Genomic DNA, 25,914 nt, shown 5'->3' with positions numbered 1-25,914 from the left:
CCGCCGCTCTCGCTCGGCTCGTACAAACCTCGTCGATGCGATTGTCCCGATCCTCGTGGGCTCCGTGCTGGCCGTCGGGGGCGCGCTCGCTGCCCTGTCGCTCTACGTCCAGCTGGGCTTTACCGACCCGTCCCCGGCGGAGCTAGCTGGCGGCGCGACCCTCCGCGAAGGTGGCGATCTGCGCCGCGAGGGGTCCAGCCTGGTCCTCCTGAAGGAAGTGCTTTCCGGGGAGGGTGACCGCGGAGCTGAGCCCCGCCGCGCGCAGTGCGATCTGGCCGTGCTCGTGCAGTTTCAATGCGGGGTCCAGCTCGCCCCACACGACCTGCACGGGGTAGCGGTCGCTGCCGACCACCGTGCGATACAGCGCTTGCTTCTGCGCTGTGCGTTCAAAGCCGCGCATGATCTTGAGGAATGCGACGCCGTTGTCCTCGCGCTTCAGCAGGTCGACATACGCGTCAAGCTCCTTGCCGGGCACGGCTTTCATGTCCGCCACCCCCTGCAGGCGCATGAGGACTCGGAACAACGGCTTGTTCAGCAATGAGAGGTAGGGGCGCCCGACGTATCTGCGTGCAAAGGGCTCCATCGACCACGGCCGCTTGAAGTCGTCGACGTCGATCAGGGTGTTGAGCACCGTCAATGAGGCCACGCGCTCGGGCAGCGCCGCAGCCAGCTCGAACCCCACCGGGCCGCCGATGTCGTGAACGACAAGATGGAAGCGCTCCAGACCCAGCGTCTCGACCGCGGCAACACTCCACCTCCCCAGTCCCGACCAGGTGTAGTCGAAGTCGACGGGACGCTCCGCCAGCCCAAGGCCGGGTAGGTCGAAGGCGATCCCGCGGAGCCCACGCGCAGCGAGCTCGGGGACGACCTTGCGATAGAGGTACGCCGACGCGGGCACGCCGTGCATGCATACCACCGGGTCACCGGTGCCATGGTCGAGCACGAAGCTGCCCACTCCGTTTGCGCTGAAGCGTCGTCCGGTTGCCTCGTAGGCCTCGAGAATGCTGGGGCTGGTCATGCGCTCACTCTCCCATCCGTGCTTCTCCGCGAGGTCTGGAAGGACTGTGACGGCCGAATCGGTCAGGCCTGGGGCTTGGAAGAGTCGGGCACATCGGAAGAATGCCCGCCCCTGGGTTCCGCGCGTTGCCTGGCCGGCCACGACGTCTCGGATCACGTCGAGGACATGCTTCATCGGCAAGGGCGTGGCGGCCACCCTCAAGTGTCGATTGGTCACGGCCGCGGGGTGCCACCAGGCGCCATCGGCGGTCAGAGTGGGCGCGGGTTCGACGGAGTCCAGGGTGATCTCGACACCATTACATTCCCGACCGGTGGTCCGTGAGCACCTCGATTGGACTGCCCTCAGCTGGCCAACCAATCAGCGATCACGCGCCCGATCTCGTCGCCTCTGTCCTCTTGGAGGAAGTGACCAGCGCCTTCGATCAGGTGCAGCGGCTCCTTGAGCGGGAGCAGCTCCTCCATCTGCCGTCCCGGGCCGTCGAGTGGGAGGACGGTGTCGTGCTCGGCCCACAGCAGCAGCATTGGTCGGGTGTCGGCCGCCAGCGCCGCGATCACGGCGCGGCCCTCGGCTGCGCCGGGAGCGTCGGGGGTTTGCGGGATCAGCCCGGGCAGAGTGCGCGCGCCGCCCTTCGCGTCGACGGAGTCGAACGGCGCCTCGTACGCCGCGACGACCTCGTCGGCGAGGTCCTCGTGGACCCCGGCCTGCACGAGGAACCCAATGGGAAGGTCGGGTGTCGCATCGACGAAGGAGCGGAACGCCTGCCATGTCTCCCCCATCGGCTGGGTACCGGTGAACACCCCGGAGTCCATCACGACGATGCGGCTGATCCGATCGGCGATCTCGGTGGTGGCCACGCGCAGGCCGACCGGGCCGCCCCAGTCGTGCACGACGAGGGTCACATCACGCAGGTCCAGCTGCTCAAACAGGTCAACGACCGAGGCAACCAGGTGGTCGTACGTGTACCAGTCGTCGGCGGGCTTGTCGGAGCGGCCGAAGCCGGGCAGGTCTGGTGCGATGCAGCGGTTCCCGGCCGGCACCAGCTCGTCGATGACCTTGCGCCACAGGAACGACCACGTTGGCTCGCCGTGCAACAGCACCACAGGACGACCGTCGCCCACATCGATATGGGCGAGACGCATCCCCTCCCAGTCGCGGTAGTGGGGCTCGTGCGTGAACCCGGGCAGGTTGGCGAACGATTCGTCAGGGGTGCGGTGGACCGTCATGGATGGGACTCGCTCTCGTCTGGATGGTGACCAGCCCGGCCGAGCGCGCGGCGTCCGGACTACTCACGCACCCATCATCGCAGTCGCACGCGGTGGGCGTCCTCGCGAGGATCGTGCGCTTCGTGCTGTCACGACGCATTCGTGCCCTGGAGGGTGATGTGCTGATTCTCGCGACCCCGAAGTGACCTCCCGGGACTGCAGCCCTCAAGCCAGCGACAGGAAGAGCTTCTCCATCTTCTTGACATTGACGCTGCCCGCGCCCTCGCCGGTGGAGAGGCACTGCTGGAGGCCGGTCGCGACGATGGCGAAGCCGGCCCGGTCCAGCGCTCGAGAGGCGGCCGCAAGCTGGGTCACCACGTCCTCGCAGTCGCGACCGTCCTCAATCATGCGTAGCACGCCCGCCAGTTGCCCTTGGGCGCGTTTGATGCGGTTGATGACAGGCTTCATGTCCGAAGGATCGAGCTCCATCAGTTCTCCTCATTCAGGGCGGCGAAGGCCGCATTGATGCGCTGCTTGGCGTCCGTTGCGATCACGTGCAGCGCCTCGTTGTCCGCAAGGCCCATCATGGCGTCGGGATCAAACGCCTCGACCACCGTGGCGCCTTCATCCACGGACCTGACAACGACGTTGCACGGCAGGACTGCCGCGATGGACGGTTCAGCCTGGATGGCTTCATAGGCCAACGCGGGGCGGCAGGCACCGAGGATGATCTGCGGCGCGATGTCGACGTCGAGTTTGTCCTTCATCGCAGCCTTGAGGTCGATCTCGGTGAGCACGCCGAATCCTTGGTCTGCGAGCGCGACCCGAACGACCTCCACCGCCGCGGCGTACGGCTGGTTCAAGGTCGTGGTGATCGTGTAGCTGCTCATCATTGGCTCCTTCGCTGGTCGATGGTGTCGACAGGGTCGACAGGGCACGTGAGCTCAGTTCCCAGTATACCCCCTGGGGTGTTCTTGCGAAATGGTCAAATACCCCCTACCGTATAAATGAGGCGAGGATCCACTTGCGAGAACGACACGTCGGAGGAGTACTGACATGACCACGACCGATGTGAAGATCGTCCCCATCGAGACTCCCACTCTCGGCAATCGCACCTACGTCGTCCACGATGGCGAGGTTGCCTTCGTCGTCGATCCGCAGCGTGACATCGATCGAGTCCTGGGCATCCTGGACGAGCATGGCGTTCGATTGACTGACGTCTTCGAGACGCACATCCACAACGACTACGTCACGGGAGGCCTGGCGCTCGCGAAGCGAACCGGCGCGGCGTATCACGTCAACGCCGATGACGACGTCTCCTTCGACCGAACGCCGATCCGTGACGGCGACACGGTGCAGGTGGGGTCGCGCATGCTTGTCACCGCGATTGCCACCCCCGGCCACACCTTCACCCACCTGTCGTACGGCCTCAACGAGTTGGCCCCCACCGAGACCGCCACCGGGATCGGGTCCTCGGTATGCGTCTTCTCGGGCGGCTCCCTGCTGTTCGGAGCCACGGGTCGACCAGACCTCCTCGGCGAGGAGCACGCCGACACCCTTGCACGCCACCAGCACGCCTCGGCTCACAAGCTGGCCGACCTGCTCCCCGGCGACGCAGACGTCTTCCCCACCCACGGCTTCGGCTCGTTCTGCGCGGCCACGCAGTCAGATTCCACCGAGTCCACGATCGATCAGGAGAGGGAGTCCAACCCGGTCCTGACCCAGGACGAGGCGGACTATGTGCGCGAGCTCCTCGACGGCCTGGGCGCATGGCCGTCCTACTACGTGCACATGATGCCGATGAACGCCGAGGGCCGTCCCAACCGGACCTGTCCCCGCCGACGTCTGCCGACGCCGTCGAGCTGCGCCGCCGCATCGAGGCCGGGGAATGGGTCGTGGACCTGCGCAACCGTACGGCCTTCGCGACCGGACACGCGCCGGGTACCCTCAACTTCGGGATCGAGGGTGCTTTCGCCACCTACGTGGGTTGGCTGATTGTGTGGGGCACCCCAATCACCCTGCTCGGTGAGACTCCTGACGACATCGCCGCGGCTCAGCGCGAGCTCGTCCGGATTGGCATCGACCGCCCGGCGGCGCAGGCCACCGGCGCCCCACAGAACTGGTCCGATCGCGACCTGGCGAGCTTTCCCACGGCCACGTTCGCCGATCTCGAGCAGGTCCGCCACCATCGCGACGTCGTGATTCTGGACGTTCGCCGCGCCGACGAGCACGAGGCGACCCGCATCAAGGGTGCCCACAACATCCCCATCCACGAGCTTCCTGGACGTGTCGCCGAGGTGCCGGCGGGTGAGGTCTGGGTGCACTGCGCTTCTGGCTACCGCGCCTCGATCGCCGCTTCGTTGATCGACACGGCAGGTCGAACGCCCGTCGCCATTGATGACTCCTTCGACAATGCCGAGAAGGTCGGACTGCACCTGGTGGGTGACGACGCTTGACGATCGACCTTGTCCTCGCGCTCGTCGCTGGTGCCCTCATCGGGCTCAGCCTCGGCGCACTGGGCAGCGGCGGATCGATCCTGGCCGTCCCCGTGTTGGTCTACGCCCTCGACCAGAGTCCCGGTCAAGCAACGACCGGCTCGCTGGTGGTGGTCGGCGTGACCGCCCTGACGGGGGCTGTGACCGCGAACCGCGCCGGCAACGTCCTGCTTGGGCGGGGCGTGCTTTTCGGGCTGATCGCCATTGGCGGAGCCGCCGCCGGGGCACTGGCAGCCGCGCGCGTCTCCGACCCTGTGCTCCTGTCAGCGTTCGCGGCGCTGATGCTGCTCGTCGGCGCGCTGATGGCCGTACGCCTGCTCCGTCCGGGCATAACGCAGCCGCACACGGCGGCCACGCTGGACGATCCGATCATCACCTTCAGCCCGACCTTCGCGTGCGCGTGCCCGAGAGCCCTGAAGGTACTGGTCACCGCCACTGTCGTCGGCCTGCTGACCGGCTTCCTCGGGGTGGGCGGCGGCTTCCTCGTCGTCCCTGCCCTGATGCTGGCACTGGCGCTGCCCATGGAGTACGCCGTCGGCACCTCCCTGCTGGTCATCGCGCTCACCAGCACATCTGCCCTCGCCGTGCGCGCCGGCTCTGTGGCCGAGCCTGACTGGTGGCTGGTCATCGTCCTCACGGGAGCCTCGGCCGCAGGAGCCTTCGCCGGCGCCCGGCTCGCCACCCGCGTCGATACCCGCAAGCTCACGAGCGCCTTCACCGTCCTGGTGGTGGCGACAGCGGTCTACACCGCTGTCCGCGCCATTCCCGCCTTGATCTGATCCCCTTGCCCTCTGCACCGAAAGAGACCCCCATGACATCAACGCACAACCCACTGCGCCTGGCGCCGACCTCCAGTCAGCCACACGCGACCCGTCCCGGCTCACTCGGCCGGGTTGGCGTCTGGGTCGCCGATCACGCCCGCCTGACCAGCGCGGTCTGGATCCTCGTCATCGTCGTTCTCGGCGCATTCGCGCCGCGGGTCGAGTCCGAGCTGTCCGGCGCCGGCTGGCAGGCCAACGGCTCCGACTCGGTCACCGCTCGTGAGCTTGCCACGGAGCACTTCGGCGGCAATGCGTCCACTGCGATCCAGGTTGTGGTGCACTCCGACGACGGCTCGGTCACCGAGGGTGACGGCAAACAGGTACTTGCCCGCGCGAAGAGCATTCTCGCCGACGACCCCCGCATCGCCGACATCGTGGACCCCCAACCAGGCGCAACGCTGAGCAATGACGGCACGACGGCGGTCCTGATCGCGGGCGCGAACGCCGACCCGAACGAGATGGTCCGGGTGGCCGACGACCTCAAGGGACCTCTGGAAGACCTCTCGACGCCGCAGATCCAAGTCAATCCGACCGGGGCGTCGCTGCTGTGGTCGGACTTCAACGAGGCAAATCTGTCCGCGATGCTGAAGTCCGAGATGATTTCTTGGCCCGGGACTTTGGCCATCCTGGGCCTGGCCTTCGGCGCCCTCGTCGCGGCCGGGCTGCCGCTGATCCTCACGCTCGCCGGCCTCGTCGCCTCCGCCGGCTCGCTGGTGCTGATCACCCACCTGGTGCCGGTCTCCATCTGGGCCATGAACTTCGCCATGATGTTCGCCCTCGCCCTGGGCATCGACTACGCCCTCTTCATGGTGGTCCGCTACCGCGCCGCGCGAGCTCGGGCTGGTAGCTCGCCCCGGCTCGCGGTCGCCGAGACCATGGACACCGCGGGCAAAGCTGTGCTCCTCTCAGGCGCGACGGTGCTGATCTCGCTGTCGGCCGTGATGCTCGTGCCCTCGCCGTCATTTCGGTCGATGGCCGGCGGCATCATGCTCTCGGTCGTGTTCGTCCTCGCCGCGACGCTCACCCTGTTGCCGCTGGTCCTCGCCAAGCTGGACATGCGCATCAACAAGCTGTCCCTGCCCTGGTCTCGTTCCAGCGAGCACAGTTCGCCGAAGTTTGCCGCCTGGGGTGAGCGGTTGTGGAGGCGTCCACTCGCGTTTGGTCTCGGGGCGCTCGTCGTGCTGCTCGTGCTGGCCGCGCCCGTCCTGGGCCTGAAGACCGCTATGCCGTCCATCAAGGTCCTTCCCGATGACGCCAGTGCCCGCGTGGGCTACGACCGCGTCCAGACGAGCTTCGGCGCAGGCGCTCCCGGAACCCTCACCGTCGTCATGGACACGTCCGACGCCCAGGCAGCCTCGGCCGTGCTGTCCGATGACGCCGGAGTCAGTGGTGCTACGCCAGCAATGCCCGCGTCCGATGGTTCGTCGTACACGCTGATCCAGGCGGTGCCAACGGTCGACCCGTCCGATCCGGGCCTGAGCGACACCGTCGAGAGGCTCCGCGCCGACCTGCCGTCCTCGGCTTATGTCGGAGGTGCGGCCGTCGAGAACCTCGACCTCAAGACCCAGCTCGACGACTCGACCCCGTTGGTCATCGGCGTCATCCTCGTGCTCGGCTTCCTGTTGCTGCTCATCGCCCTGCAGGCCCCGCTGATCGCGCTGCTGGGGACACTGGCAAGCCTGCTGTCAACCGCTGCCGCCTTCGGCGTTGCGCGGCTCGTGTTCCAGGAAGGCTGGGGCGCAGGCCTCATGGGATTTGAGTCGCAGGGCTTCCTCGACGCCTGGGCACCTGTGTTCTTCTTCGCCATGATCTTCGCCATCGCGATGGACTACACGGTCTTCCTGCTGGCCTCGGCCAAGGAGCACTTCGAGCACAACGGCGACCCGAAGGAGGCGATGATCGGCTCGCTGGCCCACTCCGGGCGAGTGATCTTCGCCGCCGGCGCGGTGATGGTCGCGGTCTTCTTCACCTTCGCGCTGTCCGGCCCGCTGCCACCCAAGGAGATGGGCATCGTGCTCGGCGTGGCCGTCCTGCTCGACGCCTTCTTAGTACGACTCGTGCTGCTGCCGGTCCTGCTTCGGCTCACCGGCCGAGCGGCCTGGTGGGCGCCCGCGTGGCTGACACGCGTCCTGCCCCACATCCGATTCTCACACGCCTGACCAGACCCGCCCGCCCCGACAGAACGGAGATCCATCATGTGCCGAGCTATCCGCTGCACGACCTGCGGCAAGACCACCTGGGCCGGCTGCGGCCAACACGTCGACCAGGTCCTGAACGGTGTTCCGCGCGCCGATCGTTGCTCTGGCCACCCGAAGCAGGAGCAACAGCGAACCGGCTTCCTCGCCAAGATCTTCGGCAGCCGCTGACTCCAGCCGACCAGCGCCAGTTCCGACTTCGCCAACAACAGCACTCACCGGTTTTTGGTGAAAGTGTGGCCTCACGATCATTCCCCTTGCTGCGTGGGTTACCGAGCTCGGTGCCGTCAGGCCGTCACCGCGAGATGCCTTTACTGAATCGCGGGGTAAGCGCACGATCCCCTCCACAGGCAACGACTTCGAGACCGTGGCAACGCTGCTCCTTGTCGCGTACGCCGCTACGTCGCCCAACGCTCCCATCCCCCAGGAGCAGGTGGCCGCTTCTCTGTCGGACCTTGGCTGGCGCCACCGCGACGGACGGCCACTGACGTCATCATGCTCATCGACGACCTCCACGTCCGAATCGTCAACGCCATCACCGGTGAACTCCGGGGCGAGCTCACCATCGACACCACCCGCGACTACCACCCACGCAAACAAAGACACCCGAACCTGCTTCCGCAGGTTCGGGTGTCTCCTATCTCTTGCGAGATCACACGGTCGGGCTGACAGGATTTGAACCTGCGACCCCCTGACCCCCAGTCAGGTGCGCTACCAAGCTGCGCTACAGCCCGTTGTACCGAAGAGGAACTTTACCGCAGTGCGCCGCACCTCAGACACGCGGGACGTCATCACAACAGTGCTCGATGAAACACGGTTGTGATGACGTAAGCCAAGCCGGGATCAGCGGCGCTCGCGCTTCTTGCGTGGGCGCTGCTGCAGGTGGATCGGTGTACCGACGAAGCCGAACTCCTCGCGGAGACGGCGCTCGATGAATCGCATATAGGACGCCTCGAGCTTGCCGGTTGTGAACAGGACGAACGTCGGCGGTGCCGTGGTGGCCTGTGTGCCGAACATGATTCTTGACTGCTTGCCACCGCGAACCGGGTGCGGGTGCTCGGCGACCAGACGGCCGAGGAATGCGTTGAGAGCACCCGTGGTCACGCGGGTCTCCCAACCCTCCAGAGCGGCGTCCAGAGCGCGTACGAGCCGGTCGACATGCCAGCCCGTGCGGGCGGTGATGTTGATCGTGGGAGCCCACGGGACCTGGACGAGCTCGCGCTCAATCTCCCGCTCCAGATAGAAGCGACGCTCGTCATCGACCAGGTCCCACTTGTTGAACGCGACAATGAGCGCGCGACCAGCCTCGGCGACCGAGCTGATGATGCGGGTGTCCTGCTCGGTGAGCGGCTGGCTGCCGTCGATGATGACGACGGCGACCTCGGCACGGTCGATCGCCGAGCTCGTACGCAGGCTCGCGTAGTACTCGTGGCCGGACGCATCACGTACGCGCCGACGGATGCCCGCGGTGTCGATGAAGTTCCAGGTGCGACCGCCCAGCGTGACGATCTCGTCGACCGGGTCGACCGTCGTGCCGGATGCATCGTCGACCACGACCCGCTCCTCACCCGCCAGGCGGTTGAGCAGGCTGGACTTGCCGACGTTGGGCTTGCCGACGATCGCGACTCGCCGTGGGCCCTGCGGAGCATCGAAGTCCTCAGGCGGCGGGTCGGGCAACGCCGCGAGCACGGCGTCGAGCATGTCGCCACTCCCCCGGCCGTGCAGGGCCGAGACGGGCCACGGCTCGCCCAGCCCGAGGTTCCAGAGCCCGGCGGCCTCGGCCTCGGCCCGCTGGTCGTCGACTTTGTTGGCGGCGAGCACGACGGGCTTCTTGGCGGCGCGCAGGATGCGGACGACCTTTTCGTCGACGTCGGTGATGCCGACCGTGGCATCGACCACGAACAGCACGGCATCGGCGACCTGGATGGCGATCTCGGCCTGCGCGGCAATGCGCTCGGCGAGTCCACGGGCGTCGGGGTCCCAGCCACCGGTGTCGACGACCGTGAAGGCCCGGCCATTCCAGACCGCGTCGTAGGAAACGCGATCGCGGGTCACCCCGGGCACATCCTCGACGACAGCCTCTCGGCGCCCGATGATGCGGTTGACCAGAGTGGACTTGCCGACGTTGGGGCGCCCGATCACTGCGAGAACGGGTACGGCCTCAGCCATCAGTTGATCCTGTCGGAAGGGGGCCCGGGAGGTCGCGCTCGAGCGCGGAGGTGGACCAGGAGACATGGGAACGCAGATGATCGTGGATCTGATCGGCTGCGTCTGCCATTGTCCCACGATCTCGCGGCCAAACCTGCATCGGGAACTGGATGGGTGGCCCGTAGACGACATCGAGCCGCGCCCCCTTGTCCGGCCGGGCGTCCGCAGCTTCGCCGGCGCGACGGGTCCCGAGGATCGCCACCGGCACCACCGGTGCACCCGAGACCAGCGCGAGGTATGCCACGCCGGCCTTGAATGCCGTGAAGTCACCCGGGCCCCGCGTGGCCTCGGGATAGATCAGCACGACCTGGCCGGCTGCCAACGCCTGCACTGCCCGCCGGACGGCCCCGGTGTCGTTCCGGGACCGGCTGACCTTGATCTGGCCGACGAAACGCAGGAGGCGGCCGGTCCGGCCGGCGAACTCCTCCTCCTTGACCAATGCATGCGCGGGTCGGGGGGACGTGACGAACAGCAGCGGACCGTCGAGCCAGCCGATGTGGTTGCTCGCGAGGATCACCGGGCCCTTTGCGGGCACGTGCTGACGGCCCTGCTCGTGAACGTCCCAGCGGCGGGTGAGATAGGGGCGCGCCAGACGACGCATCAGCCGCAGGCCGCCCTCCGGAAGCCCGTTCGCCGCGTCGCTCATCTCGCGGCGTCGACGATTCCGACGATGGCCTCGATGACCTCTTCGAGGGTCAGGAACGTGCCGTCCACCACGACGGCCCCCTCGGACCTGACCAAGGGAGAGGTCGAGCGGGTGGAGTCGATCTCGTCCCGACGCGCCAGCGCCAGCTCGGTGGCGGCAGCATCAGGAGAGCCGGTCTCCGCGGCACGGCGAGCCGCGCGAGCCGCGGGATCGGCGACGAGATAGATCTTGACCGGCGCATCCGGCGCGACGGTCGACCCGATGTCCCGACCTTCGACGACGATGCCACTGGACCCGCCGATGGCTTCGCGTTGCAGATCGACCAGCAGCTCCCGCACACGCGGCACCGCGGCGACCAGGCTGACCGAGCCGGTGACCTCGTCACTACGAATCGGTTCGGCGACATCAGTGCCGTCGACGTGGATCGTGGGGTTGGACGGATCGGTCCCGGACGTCAGCCGTATGCCTTCGGCTGCCGCGACGATCGCCGCGGGGTCGTGGAGGTCGACGCCACGCTCGAGCAGGGCCCACGTCATCGCGCGATATATCGCACCGGTGTCGAGGTAGTCCAGCGACAGCCGATCCGCGACGCCGCGAGACGTGCTCGACTTGCCCGAACCAGAAGGTCCGTCGATCGCCACGACCAGGGACTTGCTCACGTGTGCCACTCCTCGATGCTGATGTTGTGCGGTGCTAGCTGTATGCGGACCAGCCGCGCGCGGTCAGGGCCTCAACGAGCGTATCGGCCGCCACCGGCAGAACCGCGATCTCGACCTGGCCGACGGGGCGTCCGAGCTCGTGGTCAATGCGCATGTCCTCGATGTTGACTCCGGACTCGCCGACGTGCGCCATGAGCCGCGGGATCTCGCCGGGCTGGTCCGGCACCGACACGAACACGGTTGACAGGTCCACGACCCTGTCGCCGTGCTTGCCCGGGATCAGGCGTGTCCCGTCCTGTCCGGACTGGAGCACCTCCCCCAGGGAGTCCGCATCGGCGCCGATCGAGACGATGACACGGTCGAGGTCCTCGCGAACGGCCTGCAGCACGGCACGTACCTGCTCGGCATTGGCACCCAGGATGTCCTGCCACAGCGCGATGTCGCTGCCGGCGATGCGAGTGACATCGCGCAGCCCCGGACCGGCCAGCGCGAGGTGCTCGCCGGGAGCGCCGTTGAGCTGTGCTGCGGTCAGCACCGACAAGATGTGGGGGACGTGAGAGACCAGCGCCACGGCCTGATCGTGCGCCTCGGCATCCATCACGAGTGGCACCCCGCCGACGAGCTCGGCAAGCCGGACGACGAGCTCGACGACGTGCTGGTCGGTGTCAGGACCCGTGGTGACGGCCCAGGGTCGGCCCTCGAACAGCCGCGCGGAGGCCGCCATGGGGCCCGAGCGCTCGCTGCCTGCCATCGGGTGACTGCCGACGTAGCGGGCATTGCCGCTCAGCGATCCGATCCGCACGTGCAAATCGGCCTTGACGCTCGCGACATCGGTCACCGCCGCTGCCGGCCACTCGCTCAGCACCCGCTGCACCGTCTCGACGACCTCGGCCGGTGGTACGGCCACGATGACGAGGGCCGGCGACTCAATCGGGTCGGACGACCCGGCCCCCCGGGAGACGGCGAGCTCGAGATTGGCCGAGCGGATGTCCTCGAGATGCACCACGACCCCCGACTCGGTCAGCGCAAGCGCCGCGGAGGTGCCGATCAGCCCACAGCCGATGACCAGGACGGGACCAGGCAGTGCTGTCTCAGCGGAGACGGTCATGCCTGCTCCACGCTGTCGAACAGGGCCCCGAGCTCGTCGCGCTTCAGGTCGCGCATCGTGCCGGCCGCCAGCCCGCCAAGGCGCAACGGGCCGAATGCCGTACGGGTCAGCTCGCGCACCGGGTGGCCGGCCGCGTCGAGCAGCCGCCGGACGATCCGGTTGCGCCCCATGTGGATGTCCAGCTCGACCAGCGACCGCCCCCGCGAGGTGTCCTTGACGAGGAATCGGTCGACCCGGGCCGGGCCGTCGTCGAGCTCGATGCCCGCCTTGAGCTTGGCCCCGAGCCCATCGGGCACCGTGCCGTCGACGAGTGCCACATAGGTCTTGGTGACCTCGAACGACGGATGGGCGAGCTTGTGCGCCAGGTCCCCGTCGTTCGTCAGGATCAGCAGTCCGGAGGTGTCGGTGTCGAGGCGCCCGACGTGGAACAGTCTGACGGGATCCTCGCGACCTGCCACGATCGACGAGAGGTCAGGACGGCCGCGCTCGTCAGCCATCGAGGTGACGATCCCGCGCGGCTTGTTGAGCAGGACGTAGGCATGGTCGTTGGGCGGGGGTATGCGCGACCCGTCGACCCGGATGATGTCCGTGAGCGGGTCGACCCTGGCGCCCATCGTGTCGATGATCTCGCCGTTGACCTCGACCCGTCCGCCCGCAATCATGTCGTCGCAGCGCCGACGGCTGCCGAGGCCGGCCTGCGCGAGGACCTTCTGCAGCCTGATCTCAGCCACGCGCGTCGTCGCCCGGCTCGGGCGCAGCACCGGACTGCTCATCACCGATCGGTTCCTGCGGTTCGAGCGCGCCCGCGACCTCATCGTCGCCGGACCCGATCTCGTCGTCCATGTCATCGAGATCCGGCAGGTGGCCGGCGATGTCAGGCAGCTCGCTCAGGCTGCCCAGGCCCATGCGCTCGAGGAAGTAGCTCGTCGTGCGATAGAGGATCGCGCCGCTCTCGGCGTCGACACCACCCTCTTCGACCAGACCGCGGGTCACGAGCGTACGAACGACTCCGTCGACGTTGACCCCACGGATCGCCGAGATGCGGGTGCGGCTGATGGGCTGCCGATAGGCGACGACAGCCATGGTCTCCAGCGCGGCCTGCGTCAGCCGGGCCTGCTGTCCGTCGAGGATGAACCGCTCGACCGCTCCGGCATACTCCTCCCGGGTGAAGAAGCGCCAGCCGCCGGCGATGTTGCGCAGCTCGAAGCCACGTCCCTGGTCGGTGTAGTCCTGAGCCAGCTCGGCGAGCGCATGCTCGACATCGACCGGCGGGTGACCGACGGCTTGTGCCAGGGTCAGGTGATCGAGCGGCTGGTCGGCCACCATGAGCACCGCCTCGAGCGCCGGTGCGAGGTCGAGCATCTCCAGCTCGAGCTCGTGCGGTCCGGTGGGAACGTGCTGGTCAGTCATCGCTGCTCTCGGGTTGGTCTGGATCGGGGGCGCCTCCCGCAGGAACCTCACGTGCTGGATCGTCGGGCGCCACCATCGGCACGTCGAACTCGTCACCGACATCGATGTCACCGTCATCGGTGCCGGTCCAGCGTACGTGCAGGTCACCCAGCGGAGTGGCCTGCTCGAACGCGATGACCCCCTCGCGGAACAGCTCGAGGACAGCAAGGAAGCGTGCGACCTTGGTCATCAGGTCGGGAGCATCTGCCGTCAGCGCCCGAAAGGTCATCTCGCCCCGACGACGGAGCTGGTCGACCACGAGGTGCGCCTGTTCGCGCACGCTGACCTGAGGGGCGTGAAGGTGAGCCAGGGACAGGATAGGCACGGGTTTGGCCTCGAATGCAGAGGCTGCGAGCTGTGCCAGCTCGTCCGGACCGACCGAGATCAGGACCTCAGGCAGGAGCTCGGCAAATCGGGGTTCAAGCGTGACGATGCGCGCGAAACGCTTCTGCTCATGGGCGAGGCGCTCCGCAATGACGCCGGCCACCTGCTTGAACGCGCGATATTGCATGAGCCGGGCGAACAGCAGGTCGCGGGCCTCGAGCAACGCCAGATCCTCCTCGTCCTCCACCTCGGCCTGCGGCAGCAGCCGGGCGGTCTTGAGGTCGAGGAGGGTCGAGGCAACCAGCAGGAAGTTCGTCGTCTGCTCCAGGTCGTCGCCGAGCACCTTGATATAGGCGATGAAGTCGCCAGTCACCTTGGAGAGGGCGACCTCGGTGATGTCGAGCTGATGCTTGGAGATCAGCTGCAGAAGCAGATCGAAGGGGCCCTCGAAATTGGTGAGATCGACCGAGAAGCCCGCGGGCGCAGATGCGTCGACGTCTGCGACCGTCACGACTCGCTCAATCGCCGGGCCACGTCGCTCTGCGTGCCGCGGGCCTCCAGGTCGGCAAGGGCGACGGACAGCGCAGCACGTACGAAACGTCCCCGGTCGACGCTGCGGCCGAGGTCGCTGCGCAGCTGGAGCCTGGCCTGCTCCACCGCGAGCAGCTCGGCGGCCGTGACGTAGACCGTCATCTTCTCGTCGTGCTTGACCCGGCCGCTCGTAGAGGCGGCCGGTTCGGGCGCCTCCTCCTCGGGGGCGGCCGCAGGCACCGTGGCCCGGAAGAGCTCATCGGCTCCGGGCATGGTGGGCCGTTTGCCGGGCCCGCCAGCCGGAGAGGTCACGCGTCGGGGCATCGAACGAGGACCTCCCGCGCGAGCTGACGATAGGACTCGGCGCCCGGCGACGTCGTTGCGTACTCGGTGATCGGCTCTCCGGCAACGGTCGAGTCCGAGAACTTCACGGTTCGCCGGATCACGGTGTGAAACACCAGGTCGCCCCAGCCCTCGACGAGGGTTGCGAGCACTTCCTTGCCGTGCAACGTTCGGCTGTCGAACATCGTGCCGAGCAGCCCGATGATCTGCAGCTCGTCGTTGGTCCGGTCGCGCACCTTCTCGATCGTGTCCTTGAGCAGCGCGACACCACGAAGCGCGAAGTATTCGCACTCCAGAGGCACGAGCACGCCGTGCGCAGCGGTAAGCGCGTTGACCGTCAGCAGGCCGAGGGACGGCTGGCAGTCGATCAGGATGACGTCGTAGTCCATGCGGATCGGCTTGAGCACCCGCGCGAGCACCTGCTCACGGCCGACCTCCGTGACGAGCCGCATCTCGGCGGCGGAGAGATCGATGTTGGACGGCACCAGGTCGAGGCCGTCGACCGCGGTCGGCATGATCAGGTCCTTGATCGAGATCTCGCGGTCCATCAGCACGTGGTAGATGCTCTGGTCGAGCTCGTGGGCGCTGACACCGAGACCCACGGTCATCGAGCCCTGCGGGTCGAAGTCCACCAACAGGACCTTGCGGCCGGTCTCAACCAGTGCCGCGCCGAGGTTGATGGTCGTCGTGGTCTTGCCGACGCCACCCTTTTGATTGCACATCGCGATGATCGTCGCGGGCTTGCCCTGCTTGCGCGGCCCGGGCATCGGGAAATTCGGAAGTGGCCGTCCGGTCGGTCCCAGTTCCTTGCTCATCAGCTACCCCTGCACTCGACCGTCGGACAGCGTCACTCTACCGCCAGAAGTCGACTTATCTCGACGCCCGAGGATGGGCCGTCGCATAAATCTCCCGCAGCTTCTCCACGGTCACGAGGGTGTAGATCTGGGTCGTCGTCACGGAGGCATGACCCAGCAGCTCCTGGACCACACGGACGTCAGCCCCACCGTCCAGCAGATGCGTGGCAAACGAGTGGCGCAGGGTGTGCGGCGACACCTCTGCGGTCACTCCGGCTCGATGCGCGGCCTTCGTCAGGACGGTCCACGCGCTCTGCCGCGAGAGCCTGCCACCACGGGCATTCAGGAACACCGCGGGGGTGCTGGTCCGGACCGACATGAGAGCCGGCCGGGACGCAGTCAGATAGTCCAGCAGCGACTGTCGTGCGTACGACCCCAGGGGGACGATGCGCTGCTTGCCGCCCTTGCCCCGCAGGAGCACCGTCGACTCCTCCAGATCCAGGTCGTCGACGTCGAGGCCGACTGCCTCGGAGATGCGCGCCCCCGTGCCGTAGAGCACCTCGAGCAAGGCGCGATCGCGCGATGACAAAGTCGTGCCGGGTGCGCCTGCCGCCTCGAGGATCGCCTCGATGTCCGACAGCGGGAGTGCCTTGGGCAGCCGCGATGCCGGCCGCGGGGGCTTGATCGCCGAGGTGACATCGGTCGGCACGACCTGCTCCCGCAGGAGGAAGCGGTGCAGGCCACGAACAGCCACGATCGTGCGGGCCGCGCTGGCTGTCCCGAGTGACACGTGGTCGGTACTCCCCGTGCGTAGCGAGCCGAGGAAGGCCACGATGTCGTTCTCCGTGATCGTCGCCGGATCGGCCAGGTCGCGGGAACCCAGGAACTCGAGATAGCGCCGCAGGTCACGACGATAGGAGTGGAGCGTGTTGGCAGCGAGGCCGCGCTCGACGCTCAGGTGACTCAGGTAGTCCTGAACCCCCCGCTCCACATCGGTTGTCATCTGGTGCGAAGCACCTGCGCTGCGAGAATGCCAGCCACGGTCAGTGAGTCGGTGATGCGGCCGGCGAGCACGGCGTCGACCGCTTCGTCGAATGGCAGCCACCACTGCGCCATGTCGGCCTCTTCGGCCTCGCGGGTCGTACGCTCGTCGTCGGGCACAGCGCTGAGCTCGGTTGCCTGGAAGACCTCCCAGGCTTCTGTCGAGTAACCCGGGGTCGCCAGCAGGTGCAGGATCGACTCCCATTGCACGGCCACCACGTCGGCCTCCTCGGCGAGCTCCCGCGCCGCAGCGTCCGCAGCCGACTCGCCGGCCACATCCAAGGTGCCGGCCGGGAGCTCGAGCAGCCGGCGGCCGACGGCGTGCCGATATTGCTCGACCAGCAGGATCCGGTCGCCCTCATCGATCGCCAGGATGCCGATGGCACCGTTCGGCTGCACGATGGCTCGCGGGTGCTCCCCTCCGGTCGGGTCGACGATCGTGTCGACCCGCAGGCTCACGTAGGCGCTCTCGTACTTGGTGTCGCTCGAGCTGACCGGCCACGAGTGGTCGGTGTCGCTCAACAACCCGTGCGCAAGCTCACCCGGCAGTCGCGGATGAGCCGTCCGCGGACGCTCGCTCATGCCTCGGCTCTCGACTGCTCGTCGACCGGGAGCCTCATCTCCATCTGCCGGGCCAGTGCAGCACCGATGAGGCCGGAGAACAGCGGGTGCGGCCGGGTCGGGCGCGAGCGCAGCTCGGGGTGAGCCTGGGTGGCGACGTAGTAGGGGTGCACCTCACGCGGCAGCTCCACGAACTCGACGAGGTTGGCGTCCGGGGAGGTCCCGCTGAACACCAGTCCGGCAGCCTCCAGCTGCGGCCGATAGGAGTTGTTGACCTCGTAGCGGTGCCGGTGGCGCTCCTCGACCTTGTCGGCACCGTAGGCCTCGGCGACGATGCTGCCGGCCCTCAGCTGGGCCGGATAGAGTCCCAGGCGCATCGTGCCGCCGAGATCGCCTGCACCGTCCACGATCTCGAGCTGCTCGGCCATCGTCGCGATGACCGGGTGGGGTGTCTGCGGATCGAACTCCGACGAGCTCGCGTCCTGGATCCCGGCGACGTTGCGGGCGTACTCGATGACCATGCACTGCAGGCCGAGGCACAGACCGAGCACCGGGATGCCGCGCTCGCGGGCATAGGTCAGGGCGCCGAGCTTGCCCTCGATGCCACGGATGCCAAAGCCACCCGGCACACAGATGCCGTCGACATCGTGCAGGTTGTGAGCAGCGCCAGATGGCGTGGCGCAGTCGTCCGACGGGACCCAGCGAAGGACGATGCGGGCGTCGTGGGCGAAGCCGCCGGCCCGCAGCGCCTCACCGACCGAGAGATAGGCATCGGGCAGGTCGACATACTTGCCGACCAGCGCGATCGTGACCTCTTCGGCGGGGTGGTGGACACGCCTCAGCAGCTCGTCCCACTGAGTCCAGTCGACATCGCGGAACGGCAGGTCGAGGCGCCTCACGACGTAGGCATCCAGGCCCTGGCGGTGCAGCACCTTCGGGATGTCATAGATCGACGGGGCGTCGCTCGCAGTGACGACGGCTTCCTCGTCGACGTCGCACATCAGCGAGATCTTGCGCTTCATGCTGTCCGGGATGTCTCGGTCGGCGCGACAGACGATCGCATCCGGCTGGATGCCGATCGAGCGGAGGGCAGCGACCGAGTGCTGGGTCGGCTTGGTCTTGAGCTCGGCCGACGGGCCGATGTAGGGCACCAGGGAGACGTGCAGGAAGAAGACGTTGCCGCGCCCCACGTCATGGCGCACCTGTCGCGCGGCCTCGAGGAACGGGAGGGACTCGATATCGCCGACCGTACCGCCGATCTCAGTGATGACGACGTCGACGTCGGGGCCGGCCATCGCCCGGATGCGGGACTTGATCTCGTTGGTGATGTGTGGAATGACCTGGACAGTGTCGCCGAGGTAGTCACCCCGCCGTTCCTTGGCGATGACCTCCGAATAGACCTGCCCGGTGGTCACGTTGGCCTTGCCGGACAGATCGAAGTCGAGGAAGCGCTCATAGTGCCCGACATCGAGGTCAGTCTCCGCGCCGTCGTCGGTCACGAACACCTCACCGTGCTGGAAGGGGTTCATCGTGCCGGGGTCGACGTTGAGATAGGGGTCGAGCTTCTGCATCGTGACGCGCAGGCCACGTGACTTGAGCAGCCGCCCGAGGCTCGACGCGGTCAGGCCCTTGCCGAGCGAAGAGGCAACCCCGCCGGTGACAAAAACATGCTTGGTTACCGCGCTACCTGCCAAGGTGACTCCCGTGGTCGAAAACCGATGTCGAGCGCTCGTGATGCACAAATTGCATCAGGCCTCCACGGGATTCCAGCCTACCAACAGGAAGGGGGTTATGGACAACGACACACGTGTCGGGTCTCCCACACCGGTGCTAGTTGGGCACGGCCCCGCTCGCGCTGCGTGAGGTGCCCCACGCGCCGGGTTGCCCATCGGCCTGCGCGGCAGCGACGAGCGCGGACACGACACGGCCCGCTGAGGTGTTGGTGACGTCCACGGTCGAGACCTCGGTCGCCGAATCTCCGTCGCGTACGGCCTTGACCGCTCCTCCGTCAGTGCTGGCCGACGACGGCCCCGCGACCACGACGCCCTTGCCGCTGCTGTTGAGGGCTCCTGCCAGGGCAGCGATCACACTGCTCTGATCCGCTCCGCCTGCGCGCTCGGGCCCGGTCACGAGCACCGCGAGGGTGGCGACCTTCTTCGGGGCGGTGTTCAGCGTGATGAGCTTGCCCTCGGTGAACGCCGATCGAATCGTGCCGGCCGTCTGGTCCGGGGCGCCTGCTTTGTCGGCAATGAAGGCTCGACCGAGCGCCGCGCCGATACGGCCATAGCTGTCACCAGCCTCACCGACACCCGCAACATCCTCAGCGGACTGCTGGGCGACGCCTTCAGCGAACTGACGCCCCGACGAGTCGAGGAGCTTGCTGGTCAGGGCGACCTCCCCGGTGACCTCGGCGCCAGCGGCCTGCAGGTTGGACGCGACACCCTTCGCCTCGGCTGCGCTGGTGCCGGGCACCGTCATGATGACGACGGTCTGCCCCTTGAGCTTGCCCTTGAGCAGCGCCGCCGACGTACGGCCGGCATAACCGGACTCGAATGCCGCCAGTGCGGGGTCGGCGATCTCTCGTGTGGTGCCCTCGTCGCCTCCCAGCGCGGCGCCCGTGTCGTCGAGGGGGCCGGAGCCCAGCGCGACGCCGGCCGCCAGGGCCAGCAGGATCGCCGCGATGGAGACGAGGTGGAAGCGGAAGTTGATCATGAGCCAAGTCCTTTGATCCAGGTGCCGAGGTCGGCGAGCTGATCGCCGAGAGATCCGAACCAGTCGCTGCCGACAGGCGTGACAGCCACCGCCGCCGCGACGGCGATGACGCCGGCTGCGAGCAGGAGGAGGACCGGCCACAGAGCAAAGCGCTGAGAGGTGAAGTGATGGACGGCCTTGGCGTCGACGATCTTGGCACCGGCGCGCAGGCGCGCCACGAACATCCGCGCGGCCTCGGTCGGCGGACGCTCCAGGAACTCCGACAGTGTCGCCGGCGCACCGACGTGCACGATCACCGCGGCGTCATTGGTGTCGGCCAGCACCAATGCCAGGTCGTCGTCCGAGCCGGTCGACACGAAGGTCACGACCTCCTTGCCCTGACGCTCGAGTCGCTCAGGCATGTCGAGCTTGCCCGACGACGTCGTCACGACAACCTCACCAGCGGCCCTGATCGCGGCGTCCGACAGGTTGTCGAGGGCACCGACGACGATGGCCGGCACGTGCCCGGCTTTCAACAGGGTGTCGGCGCCGGGGCCGGCGCCGATCAGGATGGGGTCGTTGTCGCTGATGTAGCGGCGCAGGCCGCGCAGGTCCGCCACATCGTCATACGCCCGGGAGACCACGACGACGGCCCGGCCGCGCAGCTTGGTGCGAAGCCGCGGCACGTGGGCTCCGGCGAGCAGCATCGCGTGCTCGCGGTGGATGTGGTCGGTCGCATTGGCCGCGAGTGAGTCAAGCCGTGTCGCGAGGCCTGACTTGGCCTCTGCCAGGTCTGACGTCGTGCGACTCTCGTCGAGCTCGACTCCGCTGACGACCAGGATCTCGTCGCGGAAGACCCGGCCGTCCTCGATGCGTACGCGATCACCGCTCTTGAGCTTGGACCAGACATCCGTGCCGGCGATGTCAACCAGCAGGATGCCGGCGCGAGACAACATCTGGGGGCCCACATTGGGCACCCTTCCGCTGCTCGACGGGGTCGCATTGAGCACCCCGCGCACTCGGCGGTCGATCAGGTGCTGGGCCTGCCGGGCATCGAGCTCGGGGTGATCAACCACGGCAATGTCACCCTCACGCAGGGACGCGACATCACTGTCACGCCGCGCGAATCTGACGGTGCCGACGATCCCCTTCACGTCTCCTGAGACAGGAGTCTTGCGCTTCCAGATGGCCATCGCCGACCATGCTTCCCGCTGACCCTGACGCATTTGTGCGCAGCGTCGGCGTGTCGGCGCAAAACCGTAACTCTCAGCGGGGGCTCAGGTCAGGATCGGGCGAGGTCAAGAAGCTCGCGGGCGTGCGCCTGGGCGGTTGCCGAGTCTTCCTGGCCGGCCAGCATCCTCGCCAGCTCGTCGACTCTGCTGTGCTCGTCGAGCCCGATGACCGAGCTGCTCGTGACGGTGCCGTCATCATCCTTGGACACCACGAAATGATGGTCGGCGAACGCAGCCACCTGGGGCAGATGTGTCACGGCGATGACCTGGGCATGCTCGGCAAGCCGCGAGAGCCGGCGACCGACCTCGACCGCGGCCTTGCCGCCGATGCCGGCATCCACTTCGTCGAAGACCAGGGTCGGCACGGTCGTACGATCGGCCAGGACGACCTCCAGAGCCAGCATCAACCGGGAGAGCTCACCGCCGCTCGCCCCCTTGTGCAGGGGCCGGAGACCGGTCCCGCTGTTGGCCGCGAACAGGAGCTCGACGTCATCCAATCCGTGCGGCCCGGGCACCGCGTCGGTGTGAGTCGTCACGTGAACCTCGAGGCGGGCCGAGGGCATCGAGAGCTGCGCGATCTCCTGGTCGACCAGGCTCGAGAGCCGGTCAGCGGCCTCGCTGCGGATCGACGACATCCGGGCTGCCAGACGCCGGACCTCGGGCACGAGCTGGGCCTGCTCGGCCTCCAGCTCGGCAACCGACTCGTCGTCATGGCCGAGGTCACCGAGCCTGGCCGAGCTCTTGTCGGCCCAGGCCAGGACATCGTCGAGGGTCGGACCGTACTTGCGCTGCAGCCCGGCCAACGCCGCTCGCCGATCCTGCAGGGCCGCGAGTCTTTCGGGATCGAGCTCGACTCCCGCGGAGTAGGCGCCGAGCTCGGCGCCGACGTCATCGAGCAGGATGCCCAGCTCCAGCACCCGCTCCCCCAGCGCGTCGAGCGAGGGATCGTGTCCCGCTGCCTCGCGGAGTGCAGCCGATGCCGCCGCGACCTGAGTGCGGGCTGCGTCGAGGTCGGCCTCGCCGACGAGGGAGCGATGGGCCTGATCGGCTGCAAGGGCCAGGGACTCGGAGTGCGCGAGCCGGCTCTCCTCGATCTTGAGATGCTCGTCCTCACCCGCCTGCGGCTCGACCTCGTTGATCTCATCGAGTCCGAATCGCAGGACATCAAGCTCGCGGGCGCGCTCCTGGGCGTGGGTGCGCAGGTCGTCGAGGGTACGTTCGACCGTGCGCCATCGGACGTAGGCGGGTGCATATGCCGCTGCAGCCGCGGCGAAATCATCCCCGGCGAAGCGGTCGAGAGCGGCGCGTTGTTCGCCGGCTCGCAACAGTCTGTGCTGGTCGGACTGCCCGTGCACCGCCACGAGCTCGTCGGTGACATCTGCGAGCAGGGCCGCCGGCACCGTGGCGCCCCCGGCCAACGCTCGCGATCGCCCCTGCGCGGACAGCACACGTCCGAGGATGACCACGTCATCGTCGATCCGGCCTCCCGCCTCCTCGACCGCGGCGGCGGCGGCCGCGCCGGAGGAGACGCCGATGCTGGCCTCGACCCGTGCCTGGTCAGACCCACGGCGCACAAGACCGAGATCAGCCCGCTCTCCGCGCAGCAGGCCGAGCGCCGTCACGACCATGGTCTTGCCCGCCCCGGTCTCCCCGGTGATGACGGTGAATCCTTCGGACAGCTCAAGCTCAGCCGATTCGATGACACCCAGAGAGGAAAGTCGCAGGTGCTGCCACATCAGCCGTCGTCCCCACGCCGACGCTCGGCTGCCCCACGCCAGCCCGTCACTGGCAGGTCGAACTTGCGCACGAGCCGGTCCGCGAACGATGCCGGACGGATCCGAGCCAGCCGGACCGGCGTCCTGCCCTTGACCACCTCGACCCGAGCACCGACCGGCAGCTCTGCAGCCCGGCGACCGTCGCACCACAAGACACCGGTCGACAGCTCCCCCACGATCTCGATCGCCAGGGTGGAGTCCGGCGAGACCACCAGTGGCCGCGCGAACAATGCGTGTGCACTGATGGGCACCATGAGCAGCGCCGAGACCTCTGGCCACACGATCGGACCGCCTGCGCTGAAGTTGTATGCCGTCGAGCCGGTCGGTGTCGCACACACGACTCCGTCGCAACCCCATCGGGACACCGGCCGGTCGTCGATCTCGACGACGATCTCGAGCATCCGTTCGCGCGCAGCCTTCTCGACGGAGGCTTCGTTGAGGGCCCAGTTGGTCGCCACGATCTGGCCTGCCACGGTCACGGACACGTCGACGGTCAGGCGTTCCTCGACCGTGTAGCTCCCGTCGACGACGCCCCGCACGACGTCATGGAGGTCCTCGACATCGGCCTCGGCCAAGAATCCCACGTGGCCGAGGTTGACGCCCAGGACTGGCGTGCTGGTGCCGCGGCACATCTCGGCAGCCCGCAGGATCGTGCCGTCACCGCCGAACACCACGGCGAGCTCGCAACCGTCGGCCGCCCCCGGCGCAGCCTCGACGACGCCCGGACTCTCCAGACCGGCCGCCTGGAGGGTCTCGGCCTCGGCATCCAGGACGCAGACCTCGACACCTTCAGCACGCAGGTCTGCGGCGAACGCGACCGCGACCTTGCTTGCCTCGTCTCGGGCGATGTGGACGATCAGCAGGACTTTCCTCATGTGGTCGCCTCGGATTGTTGGGTCGCCCCGTCCAGAGGTCCGGCGGCCACAACCGCGTGCGCGGCAGCCTCGCTGGGCGGATCGGCGTCGCTGCGCAGCCAGCAGAAGTATTCGACGTTGCCGGCCGGGCCGGGCAGAGGACTCGGCGCGAGCGCCTTGGTGCCCCACCCGAGGTCGAACGCCGAACGACATACTCGGTGCACCGCGTCGGCGTGCAGGAGCGGATCGCGCACCACGCCGTTCTTGCCGAGGTTGCTCCTGCCGACCTCGAACTGCGGCTTGATCATCAGCACGATGTCACCTCCGCCTTCTGGGCCGCTCGGCTCGCACACCCGTGTCAGGGCGGGCATGACCACCGTAAGGGAGATGAACGACAGATCCGAGACGATCAGCTCCACCTGGCCGCCGATGTCCTCCGGACGAAGGTTGCGGACGTTCGTGCGATCGAGCACCACGACCCGATCATCGGACTGCAACGCCCAGACGAGCTGTCCATAACCGACATCGACGGCACACACCTGGCGCGCACCCTTGCGGAGCAGGACGTCGGTGAATCCGCCCGTCGAGGCGCCGGCGTCAAGGCACCTTCTGCCCTCGACCGTCAAACCCATCGGCTCGAACACCGAGAGCGCGCCGAGCAGCTTGTGGGCGCCGCGCGAGGCATATGTCGGTTGGTTGCTCGCTCGCACGACGATGGCCTGGTCGGTCGTGACACCGGTTGCCGCCTTGGTGGCAACCGATCCCGCCACCTTGACCTGGCCCTCCTCGATCAGGGAGGCAGCCTGCTCTCGGGACCTGGCCAGCCCGCGACGAACGAGCTCGGCGTCGAGCCGGAGCCTTCTGGTCATGCCGGTCCCGGGAGGTCTCCGTCGCGGCCTGCGTTGGCGAGCGACTCCCGCAGCACGCGATGGATGGCGTCGAACTCCGCGGGATGGTCGGTGATGTCTCGCTCACCCAGCCCGTCCAACCGCTCGAGCGCCTCATCGATCCGTGGATCGCCGGTCGACTCCGCCGTTGGCGCCACGATGTCGGGCAGGTCGTCAGTCGACCCCTCGCGGATATCCTCAGGATGCTCGGCTCCCGAGCTCGTCGAAGGTGCACTCATGCGTCCAGTGTCCCATCCAGGGTCACCGACGTGCCGGAGCGATCACGCAACGACCAGGCGAGTCCGACCGCAGCCCGCAACGCATCCGTGCTCCGGCCAGCACCTTCGCCGACTCCCAGCAGTCCGTCGCGCACGACGGCTTCGGACTCGCCACACCTGGCCCGGTCACCGTCGATCTGGATCTCCGCGTGCGCCTCGTTGAGGCCAGCCAGGTCGGCCGACACGAACGTCGGTCGATGACCGGGGGCGGCGTCGATGATCTCCTGCAGCGTGCTGACGCCGGTCAGCACCGCCAGGCTGTCGGTGCCTGCGCGGATCGCGCCATCGATGTCGGTGTCCAGACGATCGCCCACCATCAACGGCCGCTCGCCGCCGACCCGCTCGATCGTCTCGTCGAACAGCGCCTTCTCCGGCTTGCCCGCAACGATCGGCCTGGCCCCCGTGGCGTTTCGGACCGCCTGGACCAGTGACCCGTTGCCCGGGGCAATCCCACCCGTCGTGGGGATCGTGAGATCGGTGTTGCTGGCAAACCACGGCAGTCCCGCCTGAATGGCGAACGAAGCCTCCGCGAGCTGTCGCCATCCGACGTCGGGATGGAACCCCTGGACCACCGCGACCGGGCCCTCACCCATGGTCGACACGCACCGCAGCCCACGTTCCTCCAGAGGTATGCGCAGGCCCTCACCGCCCACCAGCAGAACCGGCGACCCAGCCGGTACCGCATCGGCGACGAGGTGCGCGACCGCCTGCGCCGAGGTCACGACGTCGTCGTCGCTGACCTCAGGCATCGACAGCTCTCGAAGGTGATCGGCGATCTCCCGCGGAGTCCGCGATGCATTGTT

28 protein-coding genes and 1 tRNA gene are annotated in these 25,914 nt (G+C 67.8%); 5 read left to right on the top strand and 24 right to left on the bottom strand.

The genetic code is table 11. The features are described 5' to 3' along the window. Positions 1-142 precede the first annotated feature (142 nt). Together WKF39_RS12295 and WKF39_RS12290 are read right to left on the bottom strand one after the other, a co-directional pair. Complete coding sequence (locus tag WKF39_RS12295) at positions 143-1,018, bottom strand: alpha/beta hydrolase (RefSeq protein ID WP_340388791.1); 876 nt, start codon at positions 1,016-1,018, stop codon at positions 143-145. 341 nt (positions 1,019-1,359) lie between these two features. After that, entirely contained in the window at positions 1,360-2,241 is an 882-nt protein-coding gene (locus tag WKF39_RS12290) for a haloalkane dehalogenase (RefSeq protein ID WP_340388789.1), read from the bottom strand. Between the two features lie 2 nt (positions 2,242-2,243). Here WKF39_RS12290 and WKF39_RS12285 point away from each other — a divergent pair, with 2 nt between their 5' ends. Beyond that, positions 2,244-2,426, top strand: coding sequence for a hypothetical protein (locus WKF39_RS12285; protein WP_340388787.1), 183 nt, complete (start codon positions 2,244-2,246; stop codon positions 2,424-2,426). 19 nt (positions 2,427-2,445) lie between these two features. On the opposite strand, the gene WKF39_RS12280 is transcribed toward WKF39_RS12285, so the two are convergent. Further along, on the bottom strand, positions 2,446-2,709 hold the full coding sequence (locus WKF39_RS12280; protein WP_340388786.1) for a metal-sensitive transcriptional regulator: 264 nt from the start codon (positions 2,707-2,709) through the stop codon (positions 2,446-2,448). Continuing rightward, positions 2,709-3,017, bottom strand: coding sequence for a DUF302 domain-containing protein (locus WKF39_RS12275; RefSeq protein WP_340388784.1), 309 nt, complete (start codon positions 3,015-3,017; stop codon positions 2,709-2,711). Before WKF39_RS12275 ends, WKF39_RS12280 begins: the two co-directional genes overlap by 1 nt. Before the next feature lie 259 nt (positions 3,018-3,276). Here WKF39_RS12275 and WKF39_RS12270 point away from each other — a divergent pair, with 259 nt between their 5' ends. Genes WKF39_RS12270 through WKF39_RS12255 form a run of 4 tightly spaced genes read left to right on the top strand, consistent with a single transcriptional unit; the run spans position 3,277 to position 7,695 of the window. Beyond that, the gene (locus WKF39_RS12270; protein ID WP_340388782.1) at positions 3,277-4,215 is read left to right on the top strand and encodes an MBL fold metallo-hydrolase; all 939 of its coding nucleotides are present in this window, start codon (positions 3,277-3,279) and stop codon (positions 4,213-4,215) included. Continuing rightward, positions 4,203-4,676 (top strand): rhodanese-like domain-containing protein, encoded by a 474-nt coding sequence (locus tag WKF39_RS12265; RefSeq protein ID WP_340388780.1) that lies wholly within the window; start codon positions 4,203-4,205, stop codon positions 4,674-4,676. Before WKF39_RS12270 ends, WKF39_RS12265 begins: the two co-directional genes overlap by 13 nt. Further along, on the top strand, positions 4,673-5,494 hold the full coding sequence (locus tag WKF39_RS12260; protein ID WP_340388778.1) for a sulfite exporter TauE/SafE family protein: 822 nt from the start codon (positions 4,673-4,675) through the stop codon (positions 5,492-5,494). The genes WKF39_RS12265 and WKF39_RS12260 overlap by 4 nt, the downstream gene beginning before the upstream one ends. Before the next feature lie 32 nt (positions 5,495-5,526). After that, the gene (locus WKF39_RS12255) at positions 5,527-7,695 is read left to right on the top strand and encodes an MMPL family transporter (RefSeq protein ID WP_340388777.1); all 2,169 of its coding nucleotides are present in this window, start codon (positions 5,527-5,529) and stop codon (positions 7,693-7,695) included. A gap of 696 nt (positions 7,696-8,391) precedes the next feature. Here the strand turns inward: WKF39_RS12255 and WKF39_RS12250 are convergent. The 20 genes from WKF39_RS12250 to WKF39_RS12155 all read right to left on the bottom strand — a co-directional run. Then, a tRNA-Pro gene (locus WKF39_RS12250) sits at positions 8,392-8,465 on the bottom strand. Between the two features lie 109 nt (positions 8,466-8,574). After that, complete coding sequence (gene der, locus WKF39_RS12245) at positions 8,575-9,900, bottom strand: ribosome biogenesis GTPase Der (RefSeq protein ID WP_340388775.1); 1,326 nt, start codon at positions 9,898-9,900, stop codon at positions 8,575-8,577. After that, positions 9,893-10,585 carry a lysophospholipid acyltransferase family protein gene (locus tag WKF39_RS12240; protein ID WP_340388773.1) on the bottom strand — a complete coding sequence of 231 codons (693 nt, stop codon included), beginning with the start codon at positions 10,583-10,585 and terminating at the stop codon, positions 9,893-9,895. The genes der and WKF39_RS12240 overlap by 8 nt, the downstream gene beginning before the upstream one ends. Further along, the gene (gene cmk, locus WKF39_RS12235) at positions 10,582-11,244 is read right to left on the bottom strand and encodes a (d)CMP kinase (protein ID WP_340388771.1); all 663 of its coding nucleotides are present in this window, start codon (positions 11,242-11,244) and stop codon (positions 10,582-10,584) included. Before cmk ends, WKF39_RS12240 begins: the two co-directional genes overlap by 4 nt. Before the next feature lie 34 nt (positions 11,245-11,278). Next, positions 11,279-12,352 carry a prephenate dehydrogenase gene (locus WKF39_RS12230; RefSeq protein ID WP_340388769.1) on the bottom strand — a complete coding sequence of 358 codons (1,074 nt, stop codon included), beginning with the start codon at positions 12,350-12,352 and terminating at the stop codon, positions 11,279-11,281. After that, entirely contained in the window at positions 12,349-13,083 is a 735-nt protein-coding gene (locus WKF39_RS12225; protein WP_340388767.1) for a pseudouridine synthase, read from the bottom strand. The genes WKF39_RS12230 and WKF39_RS12225 overlap by 4 nt, the downstream gene beginning before the upstream one ends. Then, positions 13,076-13,762, bottom strand: a complete 687-nt coding sequence (gene scpB, locus WKF39_RS12220) for an SMC-Scp complex subunit ScpB (RefSeq protein WP_340388765.1) — start codon at positions 13,760-13,762, stop codon at positions 13,076-13,078. Before scpB ends, WKF39_RS12225 begins: the two co-directional genes overlap by 8 nt. Next, positions 13,755-14,636 (bottom strand): segregation/condensation protein A, encoded by an 882-nt coding sequence (locus WKF39_RS12215; RefSeq protein ID WP_340388763.1) that lies wholly within the window; start codon positions 14,634-14,636, stop codon positions 13,755-13,757. The genes scpB and WKF39_RS12215 overlap by 8 nt, the downstream gene beginning before the upstream one ends. Then, a complete protein-coding gene (locus WKF39_RS12210; protein WP_340388761.1) occupies positions 14,633-14,980 on the bottom strand; it encodes a hypothetical protein in 348 nt (115 codons plus the stop codon). Before WKF39_RS12210 ends, WKF39_RS12215 begins: the two co-directional genes overlap by 4 nt. Next, positions 14,965-15,813: an AAA family ATPase gene (locus WKF39_RS12205; RefSeq protein WP_340388759.1), complete on the bottom strand. Its 849-nt coding sequence runs from the start codon at positions 15,811-15,813 to the stop codon at positions 14,965-14,967. Before WKF39_RS12205 ends, WKF39_RS12210 begins: the two co-directional genes overlap by 16 nt. Before the next feature lie 55 nt (positions 15,814-15,868). Beyond that, positions 15,869-16,795 (bottom strand): site-specific tyrosine recombinase XerD, encoded by a 927-nt coding sequence (gene xerD / locus WKF39_RS12200; protein WP_340388757.1) that lies wholly within the window; start codon positions 16,793-16,795, stop codon positions 15,869-15,871. Beyond that, a complete protein-coding gene (locus WKF39_RS12195) occupies positions 16,792-17,415 on the bottom strand; it encodes an NUDIX hydrolase (protein WP_340388755.1) in 624 nt (207 codons plus the stop codon). Before WKF39_RS12195 ends, xerD begins: the two co-directional genes overlap by 4 nt. Continuing rightward, positions 17,412-19,088: a CTP synthase gene (locus WKF39_RS12190; RefSeq protein WP_340388753.1), complete on the bottom strand. Its 1,677-nt coding sequence runs from the start codon at positions 19,086-19,088 to the stop codon at positions 17,412-17,414. The genes WKF39_RS12195 and WKF39_RS12190 overlap by 4 nt, the downstream gene beginning before the upstream one ends. 136 nt (positions 19,089-19,224) lie before the next feature. Then, positions 19,225-20,106, bottom strand: coding sequence for a copper transporter (locus WKF39_RS12185; RefSeq protein WP_340388752.1), 882 nt, complete (start codon positions 20,104-20,106; stop codon positions 19,225-19,227). Beyond that, positions 20,103-21,278, bottom strand: a complete 1,176-nt coding sequence (steA, locus tag WKF39_RS12180) for a putative cytokinetic ring protein SteA (RefSeq protein ID WP_340388750.1) — start codon at positions 21,276-21,278, stop codon at positions 20,103-20,105. Before steA ends, WKF39_RS12185 begins: the two co-directional genes overlap by 4 nt. Before the next feature lie 89 nt (positions 21,279-21,367). Further along, a complete protein-coding gene (recN, locus tag WKF39_RS12175; protein ID WP_340388748.1) occupies positions 21,368-23,053 on the bottom strand; it encodes a DNA repair protein RecN in 1,686 nt (561 codons plus the stop codon). After that, positions 23,053-23,967 (bottom strand): NAD kinase, encoded by a 915-nt coding sequence (locus WKF39_RS12170; protein WP_340388745.1) that lies wholly within the window; start codon positions 23,965-23,967, stop codon positions 23,053-23,055. The genes recN and WKF39_RS12170 overlap by 1 nt, the downstream gene beginning before the upstream one ends. After that, positions 23,964-24,815 (bottom strand): TlyA family RNA methyltransferase, encoded by an 852-nt coding sequence (locus WKF39_RS12165; RefSeq protein ID WP_340388743.1) that lies wholly within the window; start codon positions 24,813-24,815, stop codon positions 23,964-23,966. The genes WKF39_RS12170 and WKF39_RS12165 overlap by 4 nt, the downstream gene beginning before the upstream one ends. Beyond that, a complete protein-coding gene (locus WKF39_RS12160; protein ID WP_340388741.1) occupies positions 24,812-25,072 on the bottom strand; it encodes a hypothetical protein in 261 nt (86 codons plus the stop codon). The genes WKF39_RS12165 and WKF39_RS12160 overlap by 4 nt, the downstream gene beginning before the upstream one ends. After that, positions 25,069-25,914 (bottom strand): HAD hydrolase-like protein (locus tag WKF39_RS12155; protein ID WP_340388739.1); only part of this gene is annotated, 846 nt, incomplete at its 5' end. The genes WKF39_RS12155 and WKF39_RS12160, both read right to left, overlap by 4 nt.

Origin of the sequence: Aeromicrobium sp. (assembly GCF_037719875.1) — a bacterium.
Lineage (GTDB): Bacteria > Actinomycetota > Actinomycetes > Propionibacteriales > Nocardioidaceae > Aeromicrobium.
The sequence above is the reverse complement of the archived record's forward strand: the minus strand, read 5'-3'. Positions and strand labels throughout refer to the sequence as shown.